Annotated in this window: 19 protein-coding genes; 3 read left to right on the top strand and 16 right to left on the bottom strand. The window is 45.1% G+C overall.

The window, feature by feature from the left end:
- Positions 1-7: 7 nt before the first annotated feature.
- The 10 genes from sftI to B0H94_RS05270 form a co-directional block, all read right to left on the bottom strand.
- Positions 8-1,351, bottom strand: a complete 1,344-nt coding sequence (sftI, locus tag B0H94_RS05315) for a sulfoquinovose isomerase (RefSeq protein WP_106588224.1) — start codon at positions 1,349-1,351, stop codon at positions 8-10.
- Positions 1,352-1,378: 27 nt separating this feature from the next.
- Complete coding sequence (locus tag B0H94_RS05310) at positions 1,379-3,433, bottom strand: alpha-glucosidase (protein WP_106588223.1); 2,055 nt, start codon at positions 3,431-3,433, stop codon at positions 1,379-1,381.
- On the bottom strand, positions 3,430-4,125 hold the full coding sequence (locus B0H94_RS05305) for a DUF4867 family protein (protein WP_106588222.1): 696 nt from the start codon (positions 4,123-4,125) through the stop codon (positions 3,430-3,432). Before B0H94_RS05305 ends, B0H94_RS05310 begins: the two co-directional genes overlap by 4 nt.
- A gap of 93 nt (positions 4,126-4,218) precedes the next feature.
- Positions 4,219-5,028 carry a carbohydrate ABC transporter permease gene (locus B0H94_RS05300; RefSeq protein WP_345789031.1) on the bottom strand — a complete coding sequence of 270 codons (810 nt, stop codon included), beginning with the start codon at positions 5,026-5,028 and terminating at the stop codon, positions 4,219-4,221.
- Positions 5,029-5,055: 27 nt separating this feature from the next.
- Positions 5,056-5,931, bottom strand: coding sequence for a carbohydrate ABC transporter permease (locus B0H94_RS05295; protein ID WP_106588221.1), 876 nt, complete (start codon positions 5,929-5,931; stop codon positions 5,056-5,058).
- Positions 5,932-6,023: 92 nt separating this feature from the next.
- Positions 6,024-7,334, bottom strand: a complete 1,311-nt coding sequence (locus B0H94_RS05290) for an ABC transporter substrate-binding protein (RefSeq protein WP_106588220.1) — start codon at positions 7,332-7,334, stop codon at positions 6,024-6,026.
- Positions 7,335-7,683: 349 nt separating this feature from the next.
- Positions 7,684-8,793 (bottom strand): YeeE/YedE family protein, encoded by a 1,110-nt coding sequence (locus B0H94_RS05285; RefSeq protein WP_106588219.1) that lies wholly within the window; start codon positions 8,791-8,793, stop codon positions 7,684-7,686.
- A 368-nt stretch (positions 8,794-9,161) separates the two neighbouring features.
- Positions 9,162-9,422 (bottom strand): sulfurtransferase TusA family protein, encoded by a 261-nt coding sequence (locus B0H94_RS05280; protein ID WP_106588218.1) that lies wholly within the window; start codon positions 9,420-9,422, stop codon positions 9,162-9,164.
- 55 nt (positions 9,423-9,477) lie between these two features.
- A complete protein-coding gene (locus B0H94_RS05275; protein ID WP_106588217.1) occupies positions 9,478-9,849 on the bottom strand; it encodes a rhodanese-like domain-containing protein in 372 nt (123 codons plus the stop codon).
- 15 nt (positions 9,850-9,864) lie between these two features.
- Entirely contained in the window at positions 9,865-10,878 is a 1,014-nt protein-coding gene (locus tag B0H94_RS05270; RefSeq protein ID WP_106588216.1) for a sulfurtransferase, read from the bottom strand.
- Positions 10,879-11,134: 256 nt separating this feature from the next.
- Between B0H94_RS05270 and B0H94_RS05265 the strand changes: the two genes are divergently transcribed.
- Positions 11,135-12,178: a YVTN family beta-propeller repeat protein gene (locus tag B0H94_RS05265; RefSeq protein WP_106588215.1), complete on the top strand. Its 1,044-nt coding sequence runs from the start codon at positions 11,135-11,137 to the stop codon at positions 12,176-12,178.
- A 52-nt stretch (positions 12,179-12,230) separates the two neighbouring features.
- On the opposite strand, the gene B0H94_RS05260 is transcribed toward B0H94_RS05265, so the two are convergent.
- Genes B0H94_RS05260 through B0H94_RS05240 form a run of 5 tightly spaced genes read right to left on the bottom strand, consistent with a single transcriptional unit; the run spans position 12,231 to position 17,626 of the window.
- Positions 12,231-12,935, bottom strand: coding sequence for a FadR/GntR family transcriptional regulator (locus tag B0H94_RS05260; RefSeq protein ID WP_106588214.1), 705 nt, complete (start codon positions 12,933-12,935; stop codon positions 12,231-12,233).
- Between the two features lie 45 nt (positions 12,936-12,980).
- The gene (locus B0H94_RS05255; protein ID WP_106588213.1) at positions 12,981-13,673 is read right to left on the bottom strand and encodes a LutC/YkgG family protein; all 693 of its coding nucleotides are present in this window, start codon (positions 13,671-13,673) and stop codon (positions 12,981-12,983) included.
- 4 nt (positions 13,674-13,677) lie between these two features.
- Positions 13,678-15,102 (bottom strand): LutB/LldF family L-lactate oxidation iron-sulfur protein, encoded by a 1,425-nt coding sequence (locus tag B0H94_RS05250; protein WP_106588212.1) that lies wholly within the window; start codon positions 15,100-15,102, stop codon positions 13,678-13,680.
- Positions 15,092-15,835 (bottom strand): (Fe-S)-binding protein, encoded by a 744-nt coding sequence (locus tag B0H94_RS05245; protein ID WP_106588211.1) that lies wholly within the window; start codon positions 15,833-15,835, stop codon positions 15,092-15,094. Before B0H94_RS05245 ends, B0H94_RS05250 begins: the two co-directional genes overlap by 11 nt.
- A 12-nt stretch (positions 15,836-15,847) precedes the next feature.
- Positions 15,848-17,626: an L-lactate permease gene (locus B0H94_RS05240; protein ID WP_106588210.1), complete on the bottom strand. Its 1,779-nt coding sequence runs from the start codon at positions 17,624-17,626 to the stop codon at positions 15,848-15,850.
- Between the two features lie 256 nt (positions 17,627-17,882).
- Here B0H94_RS05240 and B0H94_RS05235 point away from each other — a divergent pair, with 256 nt between their 5' ends.
- Together B0H94_RS05235 and B0H94_RS05230 are read left to right on the top strand one after the other, a co-directional pair.
- A complete protein-coding gene (locus tag B0H94_RS05235) occupies positions 17,883-18,263 on the top strand; it encodes a MauE/DoxX family redox-associated membrane protein (RefSeq protein WP_106588209.1) in 381 nt (126 codons plus the stop codon).
- Positions 18,264-18,626: 363 nt separating this feature from the next.
- Positions 18,627-19,484 carry an STAS domain-containing protein gene (locus B0H94_RS05230; protein WP_106588208.1) on the top strand — a complete coding sequence of 286 codons (858 nt, stop codon included), beginning with the start codon at positions 18,627-18,629 and terminating at the stop codon, positions 19,482-19,484.
- Between the two features lie 83 nt (positions 19,485-19,567).
- On the opposite strand, the gene B0H94_RS05225 is transcribed toward B0H94_RS05230, so the two are convergent.
- A complete protein-coding gene (locus B0H94_RS05225; RefSeq protein WP_106588207.1) occupies positions 19,568-20,524 on the bottom strand; it encodes an L-lactate dehydrogenase in 957 nt (318 codons plus the stop codon).
- Positions 20,525-20,602 lie beyond the last annotated feature (78 nt).

Below are 20,602 nucleotides of genomic sequence, written 5' to 3'. Positions count from 1 at the left end.
CTCCCCCCTATCCGTGCGTCAACACATCCGTCGGTAGATCCAGCTGGCGTCCAAGCTCGATGAGTTCATCGACAACATCTTCATACACAAGGCCGTAGTGCGGTTCATACCCTGCTTCCATTAATGTCTGTACGGTATCTGTGACGTCTGTTTCAAGTGCAACTTCAACTGATGTTCCTTGAAAACGTTTCGGGGTATCAAGCGCTTCGCCGCGCATAATTAACAACCGGAACCCGTCCGGGGTGTAGCCGAGGCGGAACATGGTCACTTTACCAGGCTTCAGGCCAAAATCCATCGCAAAACCGAGCTTGCGGTTCGGGTGCACACCAGGAACTGCACCTTGTGAAGGGTGGGCAAGTGAATAGGCGCCTGCCCCGCAGTGCCAAAACACAACTGAATTGCTTGCTTCATTCACATGAACCATATCCCCTAAATACGGTGCGCTTCCGCCACTGATTTCCTGCAGAATAAACATAGATACCGAGCCGTGAATATCCGATTCACAAGCAGATACGGTGCCTTGTTCTGTAAAGTGCGAAAGCGTTGAGCAGGCAGCAGCGCCAAGTTCGTTGAAAAACTCCGGCCAACAGCGGATCGCAAGCGCATGAATATCTTTATCTTGCACAAGACTGCGCACGTGAGAGGAGAACTGCGCAAAACGCTGCACCGTATGATCATCCCTCTTTAACCCGATGACATGCTGATCAGCTTCTTCAATCAATGGCGCATACTCCGGCTCAGTCAACTCTTTACTCGCATCAAATGCCGCCTGTAAATCAATATGCTCTACATTTACGCCAAGCTCCTCTTGAAGATAAGCCTCATCTGTACCTGAGAAATAAAACCCTGGTTGATGCTCCCCGATCACACCGACATTTAACTGCTTAAGCTTAGCAATAACGTTTTGTACCCCGGCTGTTTTTCGAATCGTTTTACGGACGTGAGCTTCTTCAGGATTACCGAAAACGAAGCTGTAAGGGTGCCGCGCTGTTTGCAGGACATGACTTGTGCTGTTACCTCCTGTTAATGAATTCAAGCGGAGCCGGCCATTAATACTCGGCTCGCGTACAGACCAAACGAGCACAGGTGCTTGTGAATGCTGGGTGATTGTATAAATAAACTCTCCATCAGCAAACGTGACACTTTGATAAATGATCAGCCCAATTTCTTCGGCGACCGACTTCAGGAATGTTTCAAGTTCTTCTGGAGAAGTCAGAATGCCCTCTGGCTGCACCAGCCGTGGACACTCTTCTTGTAACAACACTTTCGTCTCCTCCCAGTAAGCTTCAGCCGCCTCCATATCAAAAGTTTTACGACCGACAGGAATGTATAGTACGGCAGGTTCTTTCATGACAGCAACAACCTTTCATTAAAATAATTATGACGAATAGACTTTTTGTTTAGGTAAGGATGCAAACAGTGAAGCATATGCCGACTCCGCCCGGTAAAAAACAGGCGGCTGGCCTATCGGGGCTTCGACAGTGACTTCGCCGGCCCCTTCATATGCTTTACCTGTCCATAAGTGCACCCATTTGTCTTCTGGAAGATAAACCGTCCAGTCCTGCACGTTTTCATCATGGACCGGTGCGACGAGTAAATCCGGGCCATACATATATTCATACTGTAATTGATAAGCAACTTCATCAGCTTCATACTCCATAAATAACGGGCGCTGTGCCGGGATCCCCCGCTCAGCTGTTTCTTGAACAACGGCTTTTGTATAAGGGGCAAGCGCTGTGTAAATGTTGGTCATATCAACAAAGTGCTCAAGGCTTTCTTCATCATCGTCAAACTGAAAACAATCATCCGGACGGTTGCCTTCATGCGTACGAATGACCGGCGTAAACACCGCCATGTCCAACCAGCGTAAAAGCAGTTCCTTTGGACGTTTATTTCCGTGCAGGCTCGTATACCCACCAATATCGCTATGGTGCAGCCCGCAGCCACTCATACCAGCTGAAAGGGCCCCTGGAATGACTGAAGCTAAGCCGTCATCCATGCTCCAGTTAACGCTTTGATCCCCTGCCCAGAGCAGCGGGCAAGTCCCTTGAATGCCGGTGAACCCTGCGCGCATAAAGTACACAATATCTCCCCAGCGCCCCGCTTCCTTAACGGCATCGTGATTCACCTTCGCCCAGATCGCCGGCCAGGCATTATGCATAATCATCGCAGATTCGCCGTTATAAAGATGGACATCACTCGGCAGATACTCTCCAAAGTCAGCCATCCAGCCGTCCATTCCGAAATCGATCATTTCGTCTTTAATAACGGATTTGTACCATTCATAAGCCGCTGGATTTGTGAAATCAACAACGCCGCAGTAAAACTCACCAAAATCAACGATATAATCATGGCCATCTGCTGTTAAAGCTACATAACCTTTTTGGCTTGCTTCTTCATACAAATCACCATCAATTGCGACGTACGGATTAATATAGCCTAAAAACCGAACACCTTCGCTTTTCCATTCCTTAACTTTCTCATCAAGCCCCGGATACATTTCTGGATTCCACTTCCAATTCCACATCAACCGCTTGCCAAAAGATGTTACACGTTTCCCCTGCCAATCTTGACACCAGAGCGCCCCTACCTTTAGTCCTTTTTGACGGGCCCGGTCCAACTTGTGCTGCACTTGATCTGTTCCACCTTGCACACCGAGCCAGATGCCTTCGTAAGTCCAGTCCGGCAGCTCCGGCGGCCTGCCGAAGTGCTCTGTTACCCGTTCTGTTAAATCTTTATAGGATTCACCTGTTTCAAACCATACTGCTTCAGGAATCTCCCAAGCTTGCAGCTCATGCCATGCTTGATTTTTAAAGTTGAATTCGGCATAAGCTGTTGTCGCCACATGACAAATATATTTTTCGGTAGAGATAAATGTCGGTTGAGGATAGTTTGTATTATAGTAATCTCCTCCCGCGCGGTCCTTTACGTCAGCTAAAAAGGTGGTATAAGTAGATTTATTACGACCTACACCAGGCTCTGACGTCCAAAGTGGAAAGTTCTGACCACGCATATTAAAGTAGGAAAGCTGTTCCCCGCATCCATAAACCGCTTCTTCTTCCGATGCTGAAACACGCAGCCAAAACCGATTGTATACAGGTTCAGACGGGGTGAAATCGATACGAAGTTGGTCGTTATACAATTGAATTGAAGCTTGTAAAGTAAATGAAGATCCAGCGTAAGGTTTTAAATGGAGATTTACACTTTCTGCAGTTTCCTCCCATTCAATGTGTCGCAGCGCAACACGTTCTTCAAGGTAATCTTCAATATCAAAGTTGCCCCGGTACATCTCGACCGACTCGTGCCCCACGCCGAGATAGATCATTGGCGAAGACGACTCATGTTTGAGGATAAGACGTTCATCAAACCAAAGTTCAAGCTCCCCTCCACTACTTTCATTGAACTGCACACGATTTTTCCATGCGGATGTCATTGGATCCTCCCCTTTTCAGGTGATATGTTGACTGGATCTACTTGTAAGTTAGGTCCGCTAATGCCTGGGCGGGCGCCGCGACTTAGCATACGCTCATTATCAGGATGAGCAAGCACCCATTTGTTCACCTCAAGCAGCCACTTGCTTTCCCCTTCTTTACTAAATGAATTTGGAAGCGGTGTGTTCGTCCCAAGCGGAAGTATTACAATAGTACGAAACGGTTCGGCGGTCACCCGGCACGGCGCTAAATGCAGCGTCGTTTGATAAAGCTCAATGAAAGTCCCCTGCGGTATGAAAAAAGGCGTGATGTGCTCCACAGAAACGCCTTCTTCAGTTTTGTTTCGAAGGTCGCTTAAAAACAACACAGCATCTGTAAGCATATAATTGAGCTCGCTGCCTTTATGATACTCAAGACCGTTTAACCGATCATTCCAGCCATTACAGTAACCGATTTGGATCGGCATACCTCCGAAGTGCGCGTATTTCATTTCTTCAAGCCACGGACCACCTTCCAAGCTTGCTACTGAAGCTTCGTAATGATTCCCGCTTTCCGGAATCGGCATTTCCATCGCAACCTCCGGAAGGTTGTGTAAAAGTGATGTCTCTCGTACAACGCCGTATGTCTGAAAGGCCTCGTCATGTACATGACGAATATTTAAATGCGGATTTTGTTGTTGAACGAAATCATACATCTTTTGTCCGCCCTTCCTCTTTTTAATTATGTAGACCGGCACTTTCAAAAAAGTACCGGTATTTAAGCGGCAGGCCGGGCCGCAAAAACTGATTTACCCTTTGACAGAACCTGCGGTCATACCGGCAACGAAGTATCGCTGCAACAGGACGTAGGCAAGCACCATCGGGAGGGAGGCAATAATAACGCCTGTAAAAAGCATCGGATAATTTGTTTCATACTGCCCTTGGAAATCAAGAAGCGCCAGCGGCAGTGTTTTATAAGCGTTGTCCGTAACAAACAGGAGCGGGTACAACAAATCGTTCCAGTGCATAACGAACAAAAAGATGGCTGTTGCTGATATGGACGGGAGCGACAATGGGATGACGATGCGGACAAATGTCGTCCAGTTCGTCGCACCATCTATTGTTGAAGCTTCAAACAACTCTTTAGGCAGAGTCTTCATAAAACCGGTTAATATGAATACTGCCACCGGCATCGTAACCGCGATATTAACGAGGATTAAACCGAGCAGACTGTTTGTAAGTCCTAAAGTTAATATCAAGTCGTACAGTGGCACCATGCTCACCTGCGCCGGCACCATCATCCCGAGTGTAAATAAGACAAACAGGATGTTCCCCAGCCAATTACCAAGCCGGACAATGCCGTAGGCAATCATGCAGGATAGCAGCAGCGTTAATGATACCGAGCTCAATGTAACGACTGAACTGTTAATGAAGTAGCCAAACATCGTTTCTTCTCTAAAAATATTTACGTAGTTTGCAAAGGTCAGTCCTTCATCGATTGGTATACCGAGCGGATTATTAAACGTTTGCTCTAATGTTTTGACGGATGTTAAAAGAACCATCGTCAACGGCAGTAAAATGAGTACAGCGTAAATTCCGATTGCAATCCGGCGTCCCACAAGTTCGTCCTCCTTTTCCAGTTCCGTTTAATACGATACGCGATTGGACCGAAGCGCTTTAAACTGAAGAAATGTAATCAGCGCAATGATGAACATGAAAATGACTGAAATGGCTGATGCATAACCAAAGTTGTAGTTTCGAAACGCGATTTCGTAAATGTAAGTTGCAATAATCTCTGTTGAATAGTTCGGGCCTCCGCGCGTCATAGCAAAAACAAGATCGAATGCTTTAAAGGACTGAATTGTTGTATAAGCAATAACGATCGTTGCCGACGGTGCCAAAAGCGGCCAGGTGACTTTTCGGAATGTCTGCCACTTTGTTGCACCTTCGATTTTTGCTACTTCGTACAAGTCTTCCGGAATGGAATGAAGACCGGCAACGAAAATGATAAGCATTTGTCCAGCGTGGAACCATACTTGGGTGAACGCAAGTGAGTAAATTGCAATACTCGTGTCTCCGATCCAGTTCTGCTGCAAGAATCCGAGGCCGACAGCGCCAAACACTGTATTAATTAACCCGATATTTGCGTCGTACATAAACATCCAGATAAACGCAACGGAAACTGAAGATAAAATAGTCGGAAAGAAAAACAAGGCCCGCCAAAAGACATTCAGTTTTGTGTTTTTCACTAAAAAGATCGCAAATACAAGCGCGAACAACGTTTGGAAAATAACGACAAACAACATGAATTTCAAGTTATTCTCAACCGCTGTTAAAAAGATTGTATCGCCTGTGAATGCACGTACGTAGTTATCAAAACCTATAAAGTTAAAGGCGTCGCTAATTCCATCCCAGTTTGTGAAAGAGTAGAAAAACGCACTTAAAGTCGGGTATAAAAAGAAGATCGAGTATAGAATCAGGCCCGGTATAAAAAATAAGTAGATAGATTTTGAGACTTTCATAAGATCAGTCCTTTGCGGTAGTGATTACGACGGCCTGCCGCTTCAAAAACAATGGAGGGAACGGGAGGTCATCCCTCCCGCTTTCCATTAATTTAATCGATGTTCTCGTCAATGATTGTTTGTGCTTGTTCAGCTGCTGCCTCCGGCGATTCACCATCAAGTACGTTTTCAATTGAAGCGAGTACCGCATTTTCAACTTGAGAGTTTGTGATTAAAAAGCGTGGCTGAAAACGCGTGTTCATTTCATCAATCCAGTAAGATGTTTCTTGCAGTTCTTCAGATTCATAATCCACTCCATCTACCGTTAAATGCTGCCCCGTTTCATTCGCATACTGGCTTGCCACATCCGGTTGACTTAAGAAATCAATAAAGGTTTTTGCTTCTTCCTGCACTTCAGAGTTGGCGTTTACTGCCAGCATAAACGTTGCTGTATGGATGCCTTCAAACTGTGCTTCGTCTTCATCAACAGTAATTGGTGCCATCAAATCAAGATCAAGGTCCTCGTTATACCCTTTAAGTGAAGCCATGTGATAAGAACCTGTCGCAAGCATGGCTGCCTCTTCATTTGCCACCATCGAAATTGCTGCTTCTTCCTGTGTACCTAAAGCATTGTCCTGGAAGAAGTTATTTTCCTGAAGCTCTTGGAAATGCTCCAAGGTCTCTTCCCACCAGCCGCCAGGGAGAGTTTCTTCACCAGCTTCAACTTGACCAAAAACGTCTTCGTCCGGGGCATTGTTCATCATCATAGAGTTCATGAACTGGTTTGGTCCAATGTCCCCACCTGGAAATGCAATTGGAGTAATATCATTTTCTAAAAGGGTTTCACCCATTTCATGAAACTCATCCCAGCTCTGCGGAACATCAATGTCGAGGTCTTCAAACATCCCTTTGTTATAAACCGGCATGTTAAAAACTAACTGATAAGGCAAGGCATACTGTGTACCATCTTCACCTTGACCGACATCAACTGATCCCTCGTCAAAGTTGTCTACAAAATCTTCATCTGATATGTCCTCAAAAAATCCTGCACCTTGAATGGCTTCAAACTGCGATCCTGGGAATGACGTAAACACATCACCGATTGATCCGTCGCGAAGCATCTGCTGTGCGTTGGATTGGTATTCTTCTGACGGGTAAATATTCATGTTCACAGATATGTCAGGGTTCTCGTCTTCGAACTGATCAATAATGTCATCAAATACGTCTGCATCTTCACCCCGCCAGTGAATGAAGCTGATTTCTGTTGACTCTCCACCATTTTCTGCTTCCTCTGACGCCTCATCGCCATTACCACCATCATCACCTGAAGCTTGCTCGGCCGGCGGATCATCGCCTGCACAAGCTGTCAAACCGACAATAAGAGATCCCCCAATCACCCAGCGGCCCCAACGGAACTTTTTCATACAACTTCCCCCTTAAATAGATAATTACTTTTATAAAAAGGTAGGTACCTTTAAAGAGAAAAGAGAGTTCGTGTCCGGTCCTACACTTTTTAACAAAAAAGCGCTTTCATTTTCCTCGAAAAAAATAAACATCATTACGTTTATTTATAGATAACAACCTTTGTATGTACTATAATACACACGAATCTGAAAAGCAATATTTTTTAGAAAATTCTTTTATCGGATTTCGACAAATTCCGCCCTCCATATTTACGAAGGTTTTTGTGCCGTGTCAAACCACTGGTATTAAGTTCCTCCACCTACAATAAAAAAGGTGTGCACCAAAACGCATGCACACCTTCAGCTCCTCTTATTCATCATCAAATTTGTGGAATAAAAGCAGCGGCATTTTGAAAATATAAGCCGTTGCGATAAATACGCCAAGCGCCATACCAATAATAACGATAAAGCTTGCTACAGATAAGCCGCCGACGCCAGCCACAACGTTTGCGATGTTACAACCTGGGGCCATCCGGGAGGAGATTCCCATCAGGAGACCGCCACCGACCGCATAAGGAAGACGCTTTGCTTTTGGAAAACGGATTTTAAAGCTCTTGCTTAGAAGTGATGAAATTGTCGCTCCGACTAAGACGAAGATGACTAACGTCTCCTCCGGACCTAGACCGAGCGCCGGATAACCAGCAAACATCTCGTTTAGATACATGTTATTGTATACTGCATCCTCGCCGAACAATGCACCGTATAATACCCCGCCGATTCGCGTTTCTGGTCCGGTAATGCTGATGTTCGAAAACACCGCAAACTGCACAGTCGCTGTAATTCCCATAAGAAACGCGCAAAAACGCACATCCCAATGCTGCTGCGTAAATGGATTTTTACTCCAATCCGTTAATGAATCTTTGACGCCAGCAAAGAAGCCTTTCACACCGAAGCGGCGAATTGTAATAAGCAACATAATGCCAACGAGAATTAGCGGGAGGACAAGAAACGGCAGATTTGTTTCAAAGAGACTGTATCCATCCCCCATTGTTAAAGGTTCAAAATAGTAATCGATCGCCCAAGGGTCGTAAATAAAGGAGAATAATAGATTCCCTGCAATCATGCAGGCAATCACAATCCAAAAATGAACATAGCCCATCCCGGAGCGATAAAGCGCACCTGAAGCACAGCTGCCGGCAATGGTCATACCAATACCAAATAATAATCCGCCAATTAAATTCGACAACCCAAACGGTACGGTCCATAGTTCATCGATCGATGCAAATCCAAACGTTAAAACGAACCCCCAGCCAATTAGCGCTGTGGCCATTAAGACGAGCACACCTTTTCCGGTTCGACTGTCTCCTACACTGATAAAATCTCGTACAGAAGCAACGAAACAGAAATCGGCTTTTTGTAATAAAAATCCATAAGTTAAACCAAAGGCCGCAGCCAGTATAAACATTTCCAGTGTAAACATCCTGATTCACCTGCTTCTTTTGTGTGCTTTCTTGTTGATTAAATGAATTTCATAATTCGTCATAAGAGGATAAAAACCGAACAATGAGCATAACCTTCATTTCAGACGGTCACTTCAAAATTTACGGATCATCAATCACTTCCAATATATATTGTTCGTTTGTTCGCTTAAGAAGCGTCATAATGAAATTGACTTGATTGAATAAAATCAACTCTTACCCGAAGGCGGTTTATCCCCCCGCTTATGCATTAGGCTGCGCCCTTCTACTCCTTGATTCATGGGTTTCTCACCTATTTAAATCAAAAGCCGCCGTGCAGCAACGCGATGATTCACGTTTATTCACGGCGGCCCGTTACTCCAGATTGGTATTACAACTTTTTCAAATACACTCTGTATTCGTTTCCTTCGTTGATCGTACCAAGGTGTTCAGCATTCTTTCGCATTTTCACAGCTGCCGGAATTGTTTTTGTCGCAATCGAGTGGTCTGTTACTTCCACGACAATCTCCCCAGCTTTTGCTTTTTTCAAAGCTTCAAGCGCCAGGTTTAACGTATGCGGGCAGACTTCTCCGATACCGTCCACCACGTGATCAGGTTCTAAAGCTTGTAGTTCTTCTTCTTTTAAAGCCATGAAAGCCGCCTCCTTATATCATTGGTTTTATTTCTTGCATCAAGCTGATCGCATTTTACGATTTATATAATTCGCTGACATTCTCTACAATAAATTCTTCACCTTGCGCTCTCGGACCCGGCCACTCAAGCATGCCGCCTTCGTAGTTCGCTACATTTTTAATGCCCTGGCCTTTTAAAAACTTCGCAACCTCGTGACTACGCCGGCCACTCCGACAAACGAGAACATAGCGCTCATCTGACTTTAACTCACCGGCAATGTCGATCATCTCACCCATGGGAATGAGCGGAATACCAGGAATATGAGCTTCAGTATATTCTTCAAGTTCGCGAACATCGATAAAGATGGTACCGCGGTCACTTTCTTCATATAAGCTATGAACTTCTTCGTTCGATAGTTGTTCAACACCCTCAAGTTCAAATGACATTTTTAAATAACTCCTTTACTCCTCGTCTTCTTCATCGTCACCAGAAGGATTGTCAATCGGTACATCAGGGTTATTGCCCCATTCAGACCAAGAGCCTTCATACGCTACAACATTGTCAAACCCTAACAAGTTTAGTACATAATACGTGTGAGCTGCGCGCACATTTGTCTGGCAGTAAACGATAATTTCCTCTTCTTCCGGCGTTACGCCGTGATCTTCAAATAATGCTTTAAGTTCTTCCGCTTCTTTCAAATATTCAATATCCCCGTCCTCGAGCGTTTCACCCCAAGGCAGGTTAACAGCACCTGGAATATGGCCGCCGCGCTCCGTCCGTACATCTTCACCTGCGTATTCTTCTTCTGAGCGAACATCTAGCAGCACAGAGTCTTCATCATCAATTGACGCTTCAACATAATCCAGATCTACCGTTGTACTTTCATCGGCCTCAGCTGTAAAGCTGCCTGCTTCTGGTTCCGCCGGTTCGCTTGAAAGCTCTCTGCCTTCGCTGTTCCACGCGTTAAACCCACCGTTTAAGATGCGAACATCGTCGTGACCGTAATAATCAAGGCCGTAAAATAAACGTGCCGGCCCGGTCCCGGTTCCGTCGCCGTAAGCTATAACGGTTGTATCATCGCTGATTCCGAGTTCCTCAATTTTTTCTTCATATTCATCAGGTCCTAGAATAAATCCATCAACGCCGTGATCCATATCATTTAATTCCTGCCATGTGATATTTACAGCGCCTGGGATATGGCCGCCTTCAAAGCCTTCATCACGCATATCGACAAAAACGACATCGTCATCTTCAAGATGATCTTCAACCCAATCTGTATCTACTAAAAGATCTTCATTTGGATAAGATGAAACTTCCGACTCGCCGCCGTCTGCTTCTTCATCATCATTTTCCTCTGCTGTGTCAGCATCTGCCGCCTCTTCTCCCTGGGCTTCATCTACTTCTTCTTCACCGCAAGCACTTAAAAACAAAGCTCCTGCTGCCATGATCATCGCTGTTCTTTTAAATGATTTCATCGGTGCGTCCTCTCCTCTGCTCTCTGAATGTGTAACCCTATAATATTATAATCCCTATGAATATACAAGGGTTTAAAAAGAGTTTTTTTTATTGTATAGTTGTATCAAGAAATTACGATGTAATTAAAGACTGAAAACAAGGGATTCAAACCGCTTTTTGAAGCATATAATCATTATATAAGATGATTCGTTTATAAATCCTATTCGTTCACTATGTTTTTGTTACATCAAAATTAAACTAACAGGAGGACCACCGATGAAAAAGTATATGTTACTCATCTCTTCTTTCGTTTTTTTAAACGCTTGCGCGATGGAGAGCGGAGAGTCTGAAGAACAAGATGTAGACGAAGCCCCAAGTGAAGAAGCTTCAGAAAACGAAACAGATGCAGGTGCACTAGACGCCGTCCAATTTTATGTACCTAGCGAAGCTGATAATGAAATCTCCATTATTGATATCCCTACAAGCGAAGTTGTTGGGTCAATTGAAACAGGAAATACTCCGACCAATGTTGCTTTCTCAAGTACGATGCGTGAAGCATTTGTAGCTAATCAAGACGACAGCACGATCGTGATTCTTGATACCCAAGGATTAGAAGCCACCGCTGAAATTGAAGTAGGTCCATCCCCGCACGGACTGGCCCTTGCTGAAGATAACAGCACACTTTATGTTGCTACTGTCAATGACCGGTACGTAGACATCATTGATGCTAACGAAGAGGAAGTCACAGAGCAGATTGATTTAGGTGAAGGGGCAAGCGCAAATTATGTTGCACTCGAAGGTGACCTGCTTTATGTTACTGATCACGAAAATGACGAGCTGCACATTGTAGACGCTGAAAGTAATGAAGTTGAGGAAACAGCTGAAACCGGAGGAACACCGCGGGTCGTTGAGCCATTTGAAGATACCGTTTTCGTCGCTGCAAGCGATGCAGGGCTCGTACAGCAGTTTGACAGCGAAAGCGGCGAGCTTCTTGAAGAGATTGAGGTGGATGAAGGTGCAACTGATATCGCTGTAACTGAAGATGGGGAAGCTGGTGTTGTAACGAGTATGGAAAGCGACACAGTACACATCTTTGACCCGGAAAGCGGCGAAGTGATTGAAACGATTGAAGACCAGGCTGGTGCCCGTCACGTTGCTTTCAACCGCGAAGAGTTCCGCGCTTATGTCACCCTGCGTGACAGCGGAGAAGTAAGCGTCATTAACCTTGACGACTTAGAGGAAGAGGAACGGATTGAAGTCGGTGAAGAACCGCACGGCATCGATATTAAAGCGCTGCCCGGCGCCGGCGGCAGCTGCTAAATTCAACTTTTTAAAAAGCCCGTTACGGTGAGGTCGTAACGGGCTTTTTTCATCATGCTTTTACAAGTGCCGCTTCAACATTGGATAAGTGCTCAAGCATCGCGTTGCGCGCTTCGTCTGCCTCGCCTGCTTTTATAGCTTCATATAAATTAAAATGTTCTTGATACAGCCTTTCAAGCGTCTGTTCTTCTGAAAACAACCAGATGCGCCGGGACTCGAACATTGTTTTCCGTAGTGTATCAGAAAGTTGATCCATCATATCAATCATGATTTGATTACCTGCCGCGTTAGCAATTGCTAAGTGAAAAGCTACATCTGCAGCCTCGCCGATATTATCTTTAGGCGAGGCTCTTTTCATGTCATCTAATGCTGATTTTAACATCGTTAAATGGTCACTAGTTCGTTTCTCGGCGGCAAGTTCAGCAGCTCCGACTTCCATAATTTTTCGGATCTCAAACAACTCAAGCATTTCTTTCTTGGAAATGATTCGCTCTGCTTTGACCGGATCAAACATTTGCGAAAAATCGTATTGATTAACGAAAGTTCCTTCCCCCTGCTTAATCGTCACAAGGCCAACCGCCCGCATGGCGCTTAATGCCTCACGTACCGCAGAACGACTTACTTGAAATTGTTCGGCAAGCTTTGCGACTGAATCCAGCTTCTCCCCTGGTTGCAAGTCCCCTTGCTGAATCATATGTTCAATTCGTTCACGCACAATTTCAGATATCTTGCGCGATTCCACCTGTTCAAAGGTCATAACTCGGGCTCCTTCTTGTATCATTCCCCAGCATTATACCACGAATCAACGATCATCAATCAAAATATAACAAGCCCGTACCGGCCCGTGTACGCCTACAACTAGATTCAATTCAATGTCGGCACTATTGCTCGGGCCAGAGATAAAGTTAATACAACTTGGCACCCGTTCACCGGCCTGTGCCATTTCATGAATTTTCGTTGTGACCTGTGTCATACGAGGCACAATCGTACTTAAAGGGATTAACCCGATATAATATGTCGGTAACAGGCTGACCGACTGCCCTTTGCCGCCACCGTTTAACAAAACAACGGTGCCGGACTCAGCTAATGTGTAATCGGCAAACGTAATCCCCACATCCGCCTGCTCGCTAATGCGGATGTCTTCGTCTGCCGGGGACTCTCCCCAGATCGACACGCCGGGGCGAGCGATAAACGATGATAAACCGAATCGTTCAAACCGATCATCGTCCCATACTGATGCTTTTTCAGCCTCATACATGGCAAGCACCTCATCAAGGACCTCCGGCAGTTCTTCTAGGGTTGTCTCTTTCACATCTGTGTGAATCTTTAAGCACTGCTTCTTTAACACTTCGACTAGATCATCGGTCGAAGCATCAGCTAGCACATCCCACTGTGGCTGTTTTGAATACTTCGGCCGCTCCACCCCGTTTGTGCGGCGCTCGCGCCCCAGATTCGAGGCAATGTTATTTAAAAACTTCTCTTTATTTTGCATCATGTATTCAGCTGTCCCCTTTCTTGCGGGCTTGAAACCAATCGCGGAACCGTTCTTTTGCAGGCGAAGGCATACTTCGAATTTCTGTCCATCCGCTCATCGGTCCGGGACCGCCGTTAATTGCTCCGTCTTTTGTGAACGGCGCAAGCATGAAAGGCGCTGTTTTCGTTGCCATATGAAATAACCCCGGCGAGCTCGCCGCCAAACCGAAACCCTTCATTGCATACGTTTCACCGATCGATGTTTTCTTTTCTTCTTCAGCTATAATTTTACGGTGCTCAATTAAGTGTCCATGCAGCGGAATCTTCACCGGACATGCATCTGTGCAGGCAGCGCACAAGCTTGATGCGTACGGCAAGTCTTTATGATCATCATAGCCTTCTAAAAGGGGGGTAAGTACCGCCCCGATCGGGCCGGGATAAATTGAGCCATACGAATGACCGCCGACATGCCGGTATACTGGACAAACATTAATGCAGGCCGCACAGCGGATACAGTGCAGTGCTGACTGAAACGCCGTCCCTAAAATGTTAGAACGACCGTTATCTACAATGACTAAGTGAAACTCTTCCGGACCATCTAAATCTTCAGCTTCGCGCGGACCGGTCAGCCCTGTAATATAACTTGTCAACCGCTGTCCGACTGCGCTGCGGCAGAGCATGTTCACCATCACATCGAGCTCTTCCCACGTCGGTACAACCCTTTCCATGCCCATCACAGAAATCTGCGTATTTGGAATCGTTGTTGCAAGCCGGGCGTTACCTTCATTCGTTACAAGGGACATGGAGCCGGATTCAGCCACGGCAAAGTTTACACCTGTAACCCCGATATCTGCTTCTAAAAACTCTTCGCGCAGCTGTTCACGGGCAAACTGGGTGAGTTCATTTGGATCTGCCGAATTTTCGTATCCTTTTCGTTCAGCAAACGTCTCTCGGATCTGTTCTTTATTTTTGTGCAGCGCTGGCGCTACAATGTGTGACGGCGGGTCGTGATCATCAATCTGCAGAATATATTCACCTAAGTCGGACTCAATCACTTCACACCCTTGGGATTCAAGCGCTTCGTTCATACCGACCTCTTCTGTCACCATTGATTTTGATTTAATCACTTTTTTTGCTTCTTTATCTGCAGCAACCTTTTGCACATAAGCATTCGCTTCTTCCGGTGTTTCTGCAAAATAAACGTGACCACCGTTTTTCACAACGTTTTCAGCGAGCTGCTCTAAATAATAATCAAGATTTTCCAATGTATGTGCCCGGATCTCCTCTGAAAGCGTACGCCAGTCCTCCCAATCGCCAAGCTCTTCTTCAGCTTTCGCTTTGTTCGTATGAAGGCGCTCCTGGGCACCACGGACCGTTTCGCGCATGTGCGTATCGCTTAAACCTTCCTGCACCCTCTCATCAAATGATTCCGCTCCAATTTTAATCGACATGACGCTCTTCACCTCCAGCACCTGCGTTTAACACCTGGGCAATGTGCATCACTTCGACCGGCTTTCCGGTTCGGTCAATCCGCCCGCCGATATTCATTAAACAGCCACTGTCTGCACCGATCAACACTTCAGCTTCTGTTGACTCAACATGCGCTACTTTTTCATCAACCATCTGCTCAGAAATCGACGTCATCTTCACCGCAAACGTACCGCCAAAGCCGCAGCAGTCTTGTTTGTTCGGCAGCTCTTTCAGTTCAAGACCCTCCACACTTTCAAGCAGTTTATACGGTGCTTCAGTCTCGCCGAGCAGCCGCGTCATGTGGCAAGACATATGATACGTCGCTTTTTTTGTTAAAACAGCACCTGTATTTGTGACACCTAGCACGCGGTATAAAAACTGTGTCAGCTCATACGTTTTATGTGCCAGCGCTTCAGCGCGCTCGAGCCACTTCGGCTCGTCTTTCAGCAGGTGCGGATACTCTTTTAACATCGCCGCACAAGAACCAGACGGGGCTACGACGTAAGATGCGTGCGCAAATGTCTCAATCATATGCTTCGCTGCTTTTTTTGTCTCTGTATGATACCCGCTGTTAAACGCCGGCTGTCCGCAGCACGTCTGCTTTTTAGGAAAATCAATTTCACAACCGTGCCGCTCAAGCAGCTCCACAACATCTTTACCGACCTCAGGGAAAAACGTGTCACCTAAACATGTGATAAATAATGATACTTTCATTCAATTTCCTCCTTATGCAGAACGGGGTAGCTGCTGTTCTGCTTTCAGCTGCTGCTGTCCGTGATACACAGCAAACAAGTACAAACCAACAATCAAACCAACCATCGCAACACCGATATTCATGCCGAAACCGTGAATAAATATATAACCTAAGCCGCCAGCAAATATTAAATAATAAACCGTTGGGATCAATAGCTTCCGGATTAACTCACCTTCTCTGCCGACCAGTCCTGCCGCTGCTGAAGCTGCCACTACATTGTGCACACATATCATATTACCGGCAGCGCCACCTGCCGCCTGCAGCGCAACTGTCGTTGATGGCGTGATTCCAACATTTTGTGCTGTGCCAAATTGAAACAATGAAAACATCATATTACTAATGGTATTACTCCCGGCCACAAATGCACCAAGCGCACCAATCACCGGAGCAACAGCCGGCCAGTGCTCACCTGCTGCACTCGATGCTGTTTCTGCCAGCACAAGCGGCATGCTTTCAAATCCGGTACTGTTAATATCTGAGTTAATAAATACCTGCACCATTGGCACTGCAAACATAAGCGCCGGAGACGCTGCTAAAATCGTCCGGCCGGACTCCTTCCACGCATTCATGTAAGCTTCGCCTGCCATTTTATAAAATAGAAATGACAAGACAGAAACAACCAGTAGAATAAACCCAGGTAAAAAGAGCGGTGTGCTCTCGATAGTAATCGCGCTTCCAAAAATGTTTTCAACCTCAATAACAACTGATTCCAGCCAGGTACCAAACGGCAGCGTCTGTAATCGCGTAAGCACTAAAAGTACGGCAACGACAATATAAGGCATCCATGCTTTTAATGGTGCCATTGGAGCTAAGTTACGTTTAGGCTCGACATTTAATGTGCCAGTCCAAGCTGGATCCCATGAAGATGATGGTGCGAAATCCCAAGTCTTTTTCGGCACAAGAAAGCCCTTTTTCGCGGCCGGCACGACAATAGCAAGACCAATCAAACCTCCAAACATCGCCGGAAACTCTGGACCAAGCAGATTCGCTACAAGCGCGAACGGCACCGCAAAGGATACGCCGGCAAATAAAGCAAACTTCCAAACTGCCAGACCTTCTTTCATTGAACGGTTCGGTCCAAAGAAAAAAGTTAACATCGTAACCATAAACAGTGGCATTAAAAGTCCTATGATTCCGTTGAAAATTGCAACTTCACCGCCAATCATACGAACGTACTGATCAATTGTCATCCCAAGAGAAGCTGCGACTTGCTCTACAGCGGCTGATCCTCCAAGCCCGGACTCAACCCCAATTAAAATCGGTGTACCGACCGCTCCATATGATACCGGTGCAGACTGAATGATTAACGCTGTCATTACTGCACCCATTGCCGGGAAACCAATCGCCACAAGCAGTGGGGCGATAATTGCAGCCGGCGTTCCCCAGCCTGAAGCCCCTTCGATAAAAGCACCAAATAACCAGCAAATAATAATAACTTGGATACGCCGGTCCGGGGAAATGTCCATAAAGCCTTGGCGAATTGTATGTATCGCGCCACTTTCTTTCAAAGTGTTTAACAATAAAATGGCACCAAACACGATAAATAAAACCTCAAGCGCTGTCGCTACCCCTTCCATACTTGCTCCAGCAATCTGATTCACCGGGACGCCCCATGCAAAATACGCAATACCTACCGTGACTAGGAAAGCAACCGGCATCGCTTTTTTCGCCGGCCATCGTAACAGCACGAGAAAAAATAACACAGTTAAGATCGGCACAATCGCTAACAAAGACAACAAACCCGTACTCATTCATTCCACTCCTTTAAACCTATCACACTGAACTCATTAGGTCATCTGATGACTATGTAAGTGGTTACATCATAGCAATGTTTGTTAACGTTTTCAATAATACTAAGAAAAATATTACATTGTATGACAGTTTTCCACACAGGCCTGTATATGTCGAAAAATCTTAAAACTTTTCTAATTGCGCCTTTTATATCTTTCTACCTATAATGAAGAAGATGTTCGTAATCATATATAAGTTGAAAGGAGTTAATTCAGCATGTTTAAACTGCTTGGAGATATTTTCTTTATTTTGCTGCGCTTTGGTGCAGGGGTGCTCTTATTTGCGATTAGTATGGAAAAACTGCTCGATATCACAAGTTTCCGCGATAGTTTAGCAGCTTCAGCTTTCCCTGAACCTATTGCGTTTGCCACACCGATTGCCGAGATGCTTGTCGCGCTCGTCATGCTTTTCGGCGTCTTTGTACGCACTGCAGCTATCATCAGCGCGCTTCTTGCAATTTTAAACGTTTTTATTTTACCGTTAACAGATAGCGTTTTTACCAACGTGGAAGGACTGCCATGGATTTTAGCGATTGTCTCTTGTATGCTTGCTCTTAAAAAGCACCACCGATTAGCATACCAAGTGAAGCTACAGTAAGCTTTCTACTTACAAATGACACTAAAAAATGCCCCTGGTTCGTGGAAAAATTAAAAATCCTCATCCAGGGGTTTCGTATGTAAAAACTGTTCGGCCACAGCACAGCTTCAAAGTTGAATCTGAATCCAGCGTGCTGCAATCATTTCCAATGTATATTGTTCGTTTTATCATTCATAAAAAGTCATTATGGATTTGACTCTCTTAATACTAAATTTAACTCACGTGTTTTTTTATACCTAATTTGCTAAAAAGACAAAGCTTAAGTACTTCTTCGTTGTACATAACCACCTTAAAATCTTACAATAAAGTCACGAGGGATTTTTTAAGTAGATTTCCCCTCTTAGTTAAAGGAGCTGATCCATTTTGTCACATACATCTTTTATTGACTCTGCAGCGTTCTCTACCTTGCGGAGTGCTGCTGAACGTATTTTTTCTTCGTTAATTGAACGCTTAGGTGTACAGACGGTTTATGTAACGCAATGCACGCCTAAAGATATGACCATTTTAAGCACATACAGCCCAGGAGTTCCTATTTTCACGAACGGATATCAACGTACATATGATGCGTCTTACTGCAGGTTAATTCACAACAGTGACAATCACTTTCTTAGCACAATGAATTTAAGTGAACATCATCAAGCAAAACATTTGGATATCACAAAGGAGCTTCTCCCTAAAGGGTTTCTCGGGGTAACATTACGAGAGACGGACGGCAGCCAATTTGGTACGTTATCCGCAATCGACCAAGAAGAAAAACATTTTACAGACGAAGACATCAGCTTTATGCAGACCATGGCCGATGTTTTAAGTTACCTTATCGAACTCGATCGAACGAAATACAATATGAACTTTTTAAACGTTCCAATTATCCCGATTACTTCCGGCGTTGCCGCACTAACAATTCAAGGGATTGTCGATGAAGAACGTACAGATAAAATTATTCAAAATGTGCTGCATTATAGTTCAGAATATAAAACAAGCTATTTTATCGTCGATTTATCCGGACTTATGCTGCTTGATGAAACTTTCCCGACCGATATTTTCAACTTGTTTCGCGCGTTGCAGGTTATGGGTGTGCACCCAATTCTTACTGGACTGCGGCCTGATGTTGCAAAACAGCAGGTGCAAAACGAAGAACTCCTGAACTTGAACATCCCGATAAAAAGTGACTTGGAAGCAGCCTTAAAACATATCGGCCTTACTTTATCTACATCACACTAACCTTTTGTAAAAACAAATGGAGCTGCCAGTTAATCGGCAGCTCCATCTTCATTTCACATGCTAGCTGTATCTGCTCCCTTAAATCACTCTTCATCAGGAAAGATGGTTTGGTTGGCCGTGCGGATCACTTCATTTGAAGCCCGGAACTGTTCTTTTTCTGTCTCATCTAAGTCTAACTCAATCACTTCACGTACACCGCTTGCATTTACCACTGCCGGAACCCCTGTATAAATATCTTGCTCTCCGTATTCACCATCAAGGTAAGCTGAAATCGTCAACACGGCATTTTCATCCCGCAGCATTGCCCGGGTCAACCTGACAAGGCTCATGGCAATACCGTAATACGTCGCGCCTTTACGTTGAATAACATGATACGCTGCATCACGGACATTCACAAAAATATCATCTAAATCAGACACGTCGGCATTTTCTCTATCGTTCACATAATCCCGGACCGGACGACCACCAATATCTGCATGGCTCCAGACAGGTAGTTCTGTATCTCCGTGTTCTCCCATAATGTGAGCATGAACGTTACGTGCATCAACGTTAAAATACTCGCCAAGTAAATAACGAAAACGTGCTGTATCCAAGATTGTTCCTGACCCGATGACCCGGTGACTCGGAAATCCTGAATACTTCCAAGTAGCATATGTAAGTACATCCACTGGATTCGTTGCAACAAGAAATAAGCCACCGAAATTATGATCTGTCACCTGTTGAACAATCGATTGAAATACTTTTGCGTTTTTCCCAGCCAGATCCATACGTGTTTCGCCAGGCTCTTGATTTGCACCAGCTGTAATTACAACAATATCGGCACTTTCACAATCTGCATAATCTCCCTGCCAGATGCGCGCCGTTTCCGTAAACGGTAAACCATGGTTTAAATCCATTGCATCACCTTCAGCACGCTCACGATCAAGATCAATTAAGACAATTTCATCTGCCACGCCTTGATTAAGCATCGCAAAAGCGTAACTTGAGCCGACAAAGCCTGCACCAATCACTACCACTCGTGTCGTCTTGTTCCAATCCATGTTAAAATCCCCCTCTGTTTTTGTGAAATTATTCACAAAATATTATAACCTTAATAAGCTCGTTACAAACATTGAATT

Source organism: Salsuginibacillus halophilus (genome assembly GCF_003014715.1).
Taxonomy (GTDB): Bacteria; Bacillota; Bacilli; order Bacillales; family Marinococcaceae; genus Salsuginibacillus; species Salsuginibacillus halophilus.
This window is presented reverse-complemented; position numbering and strand designations above follow the sequence as displayed.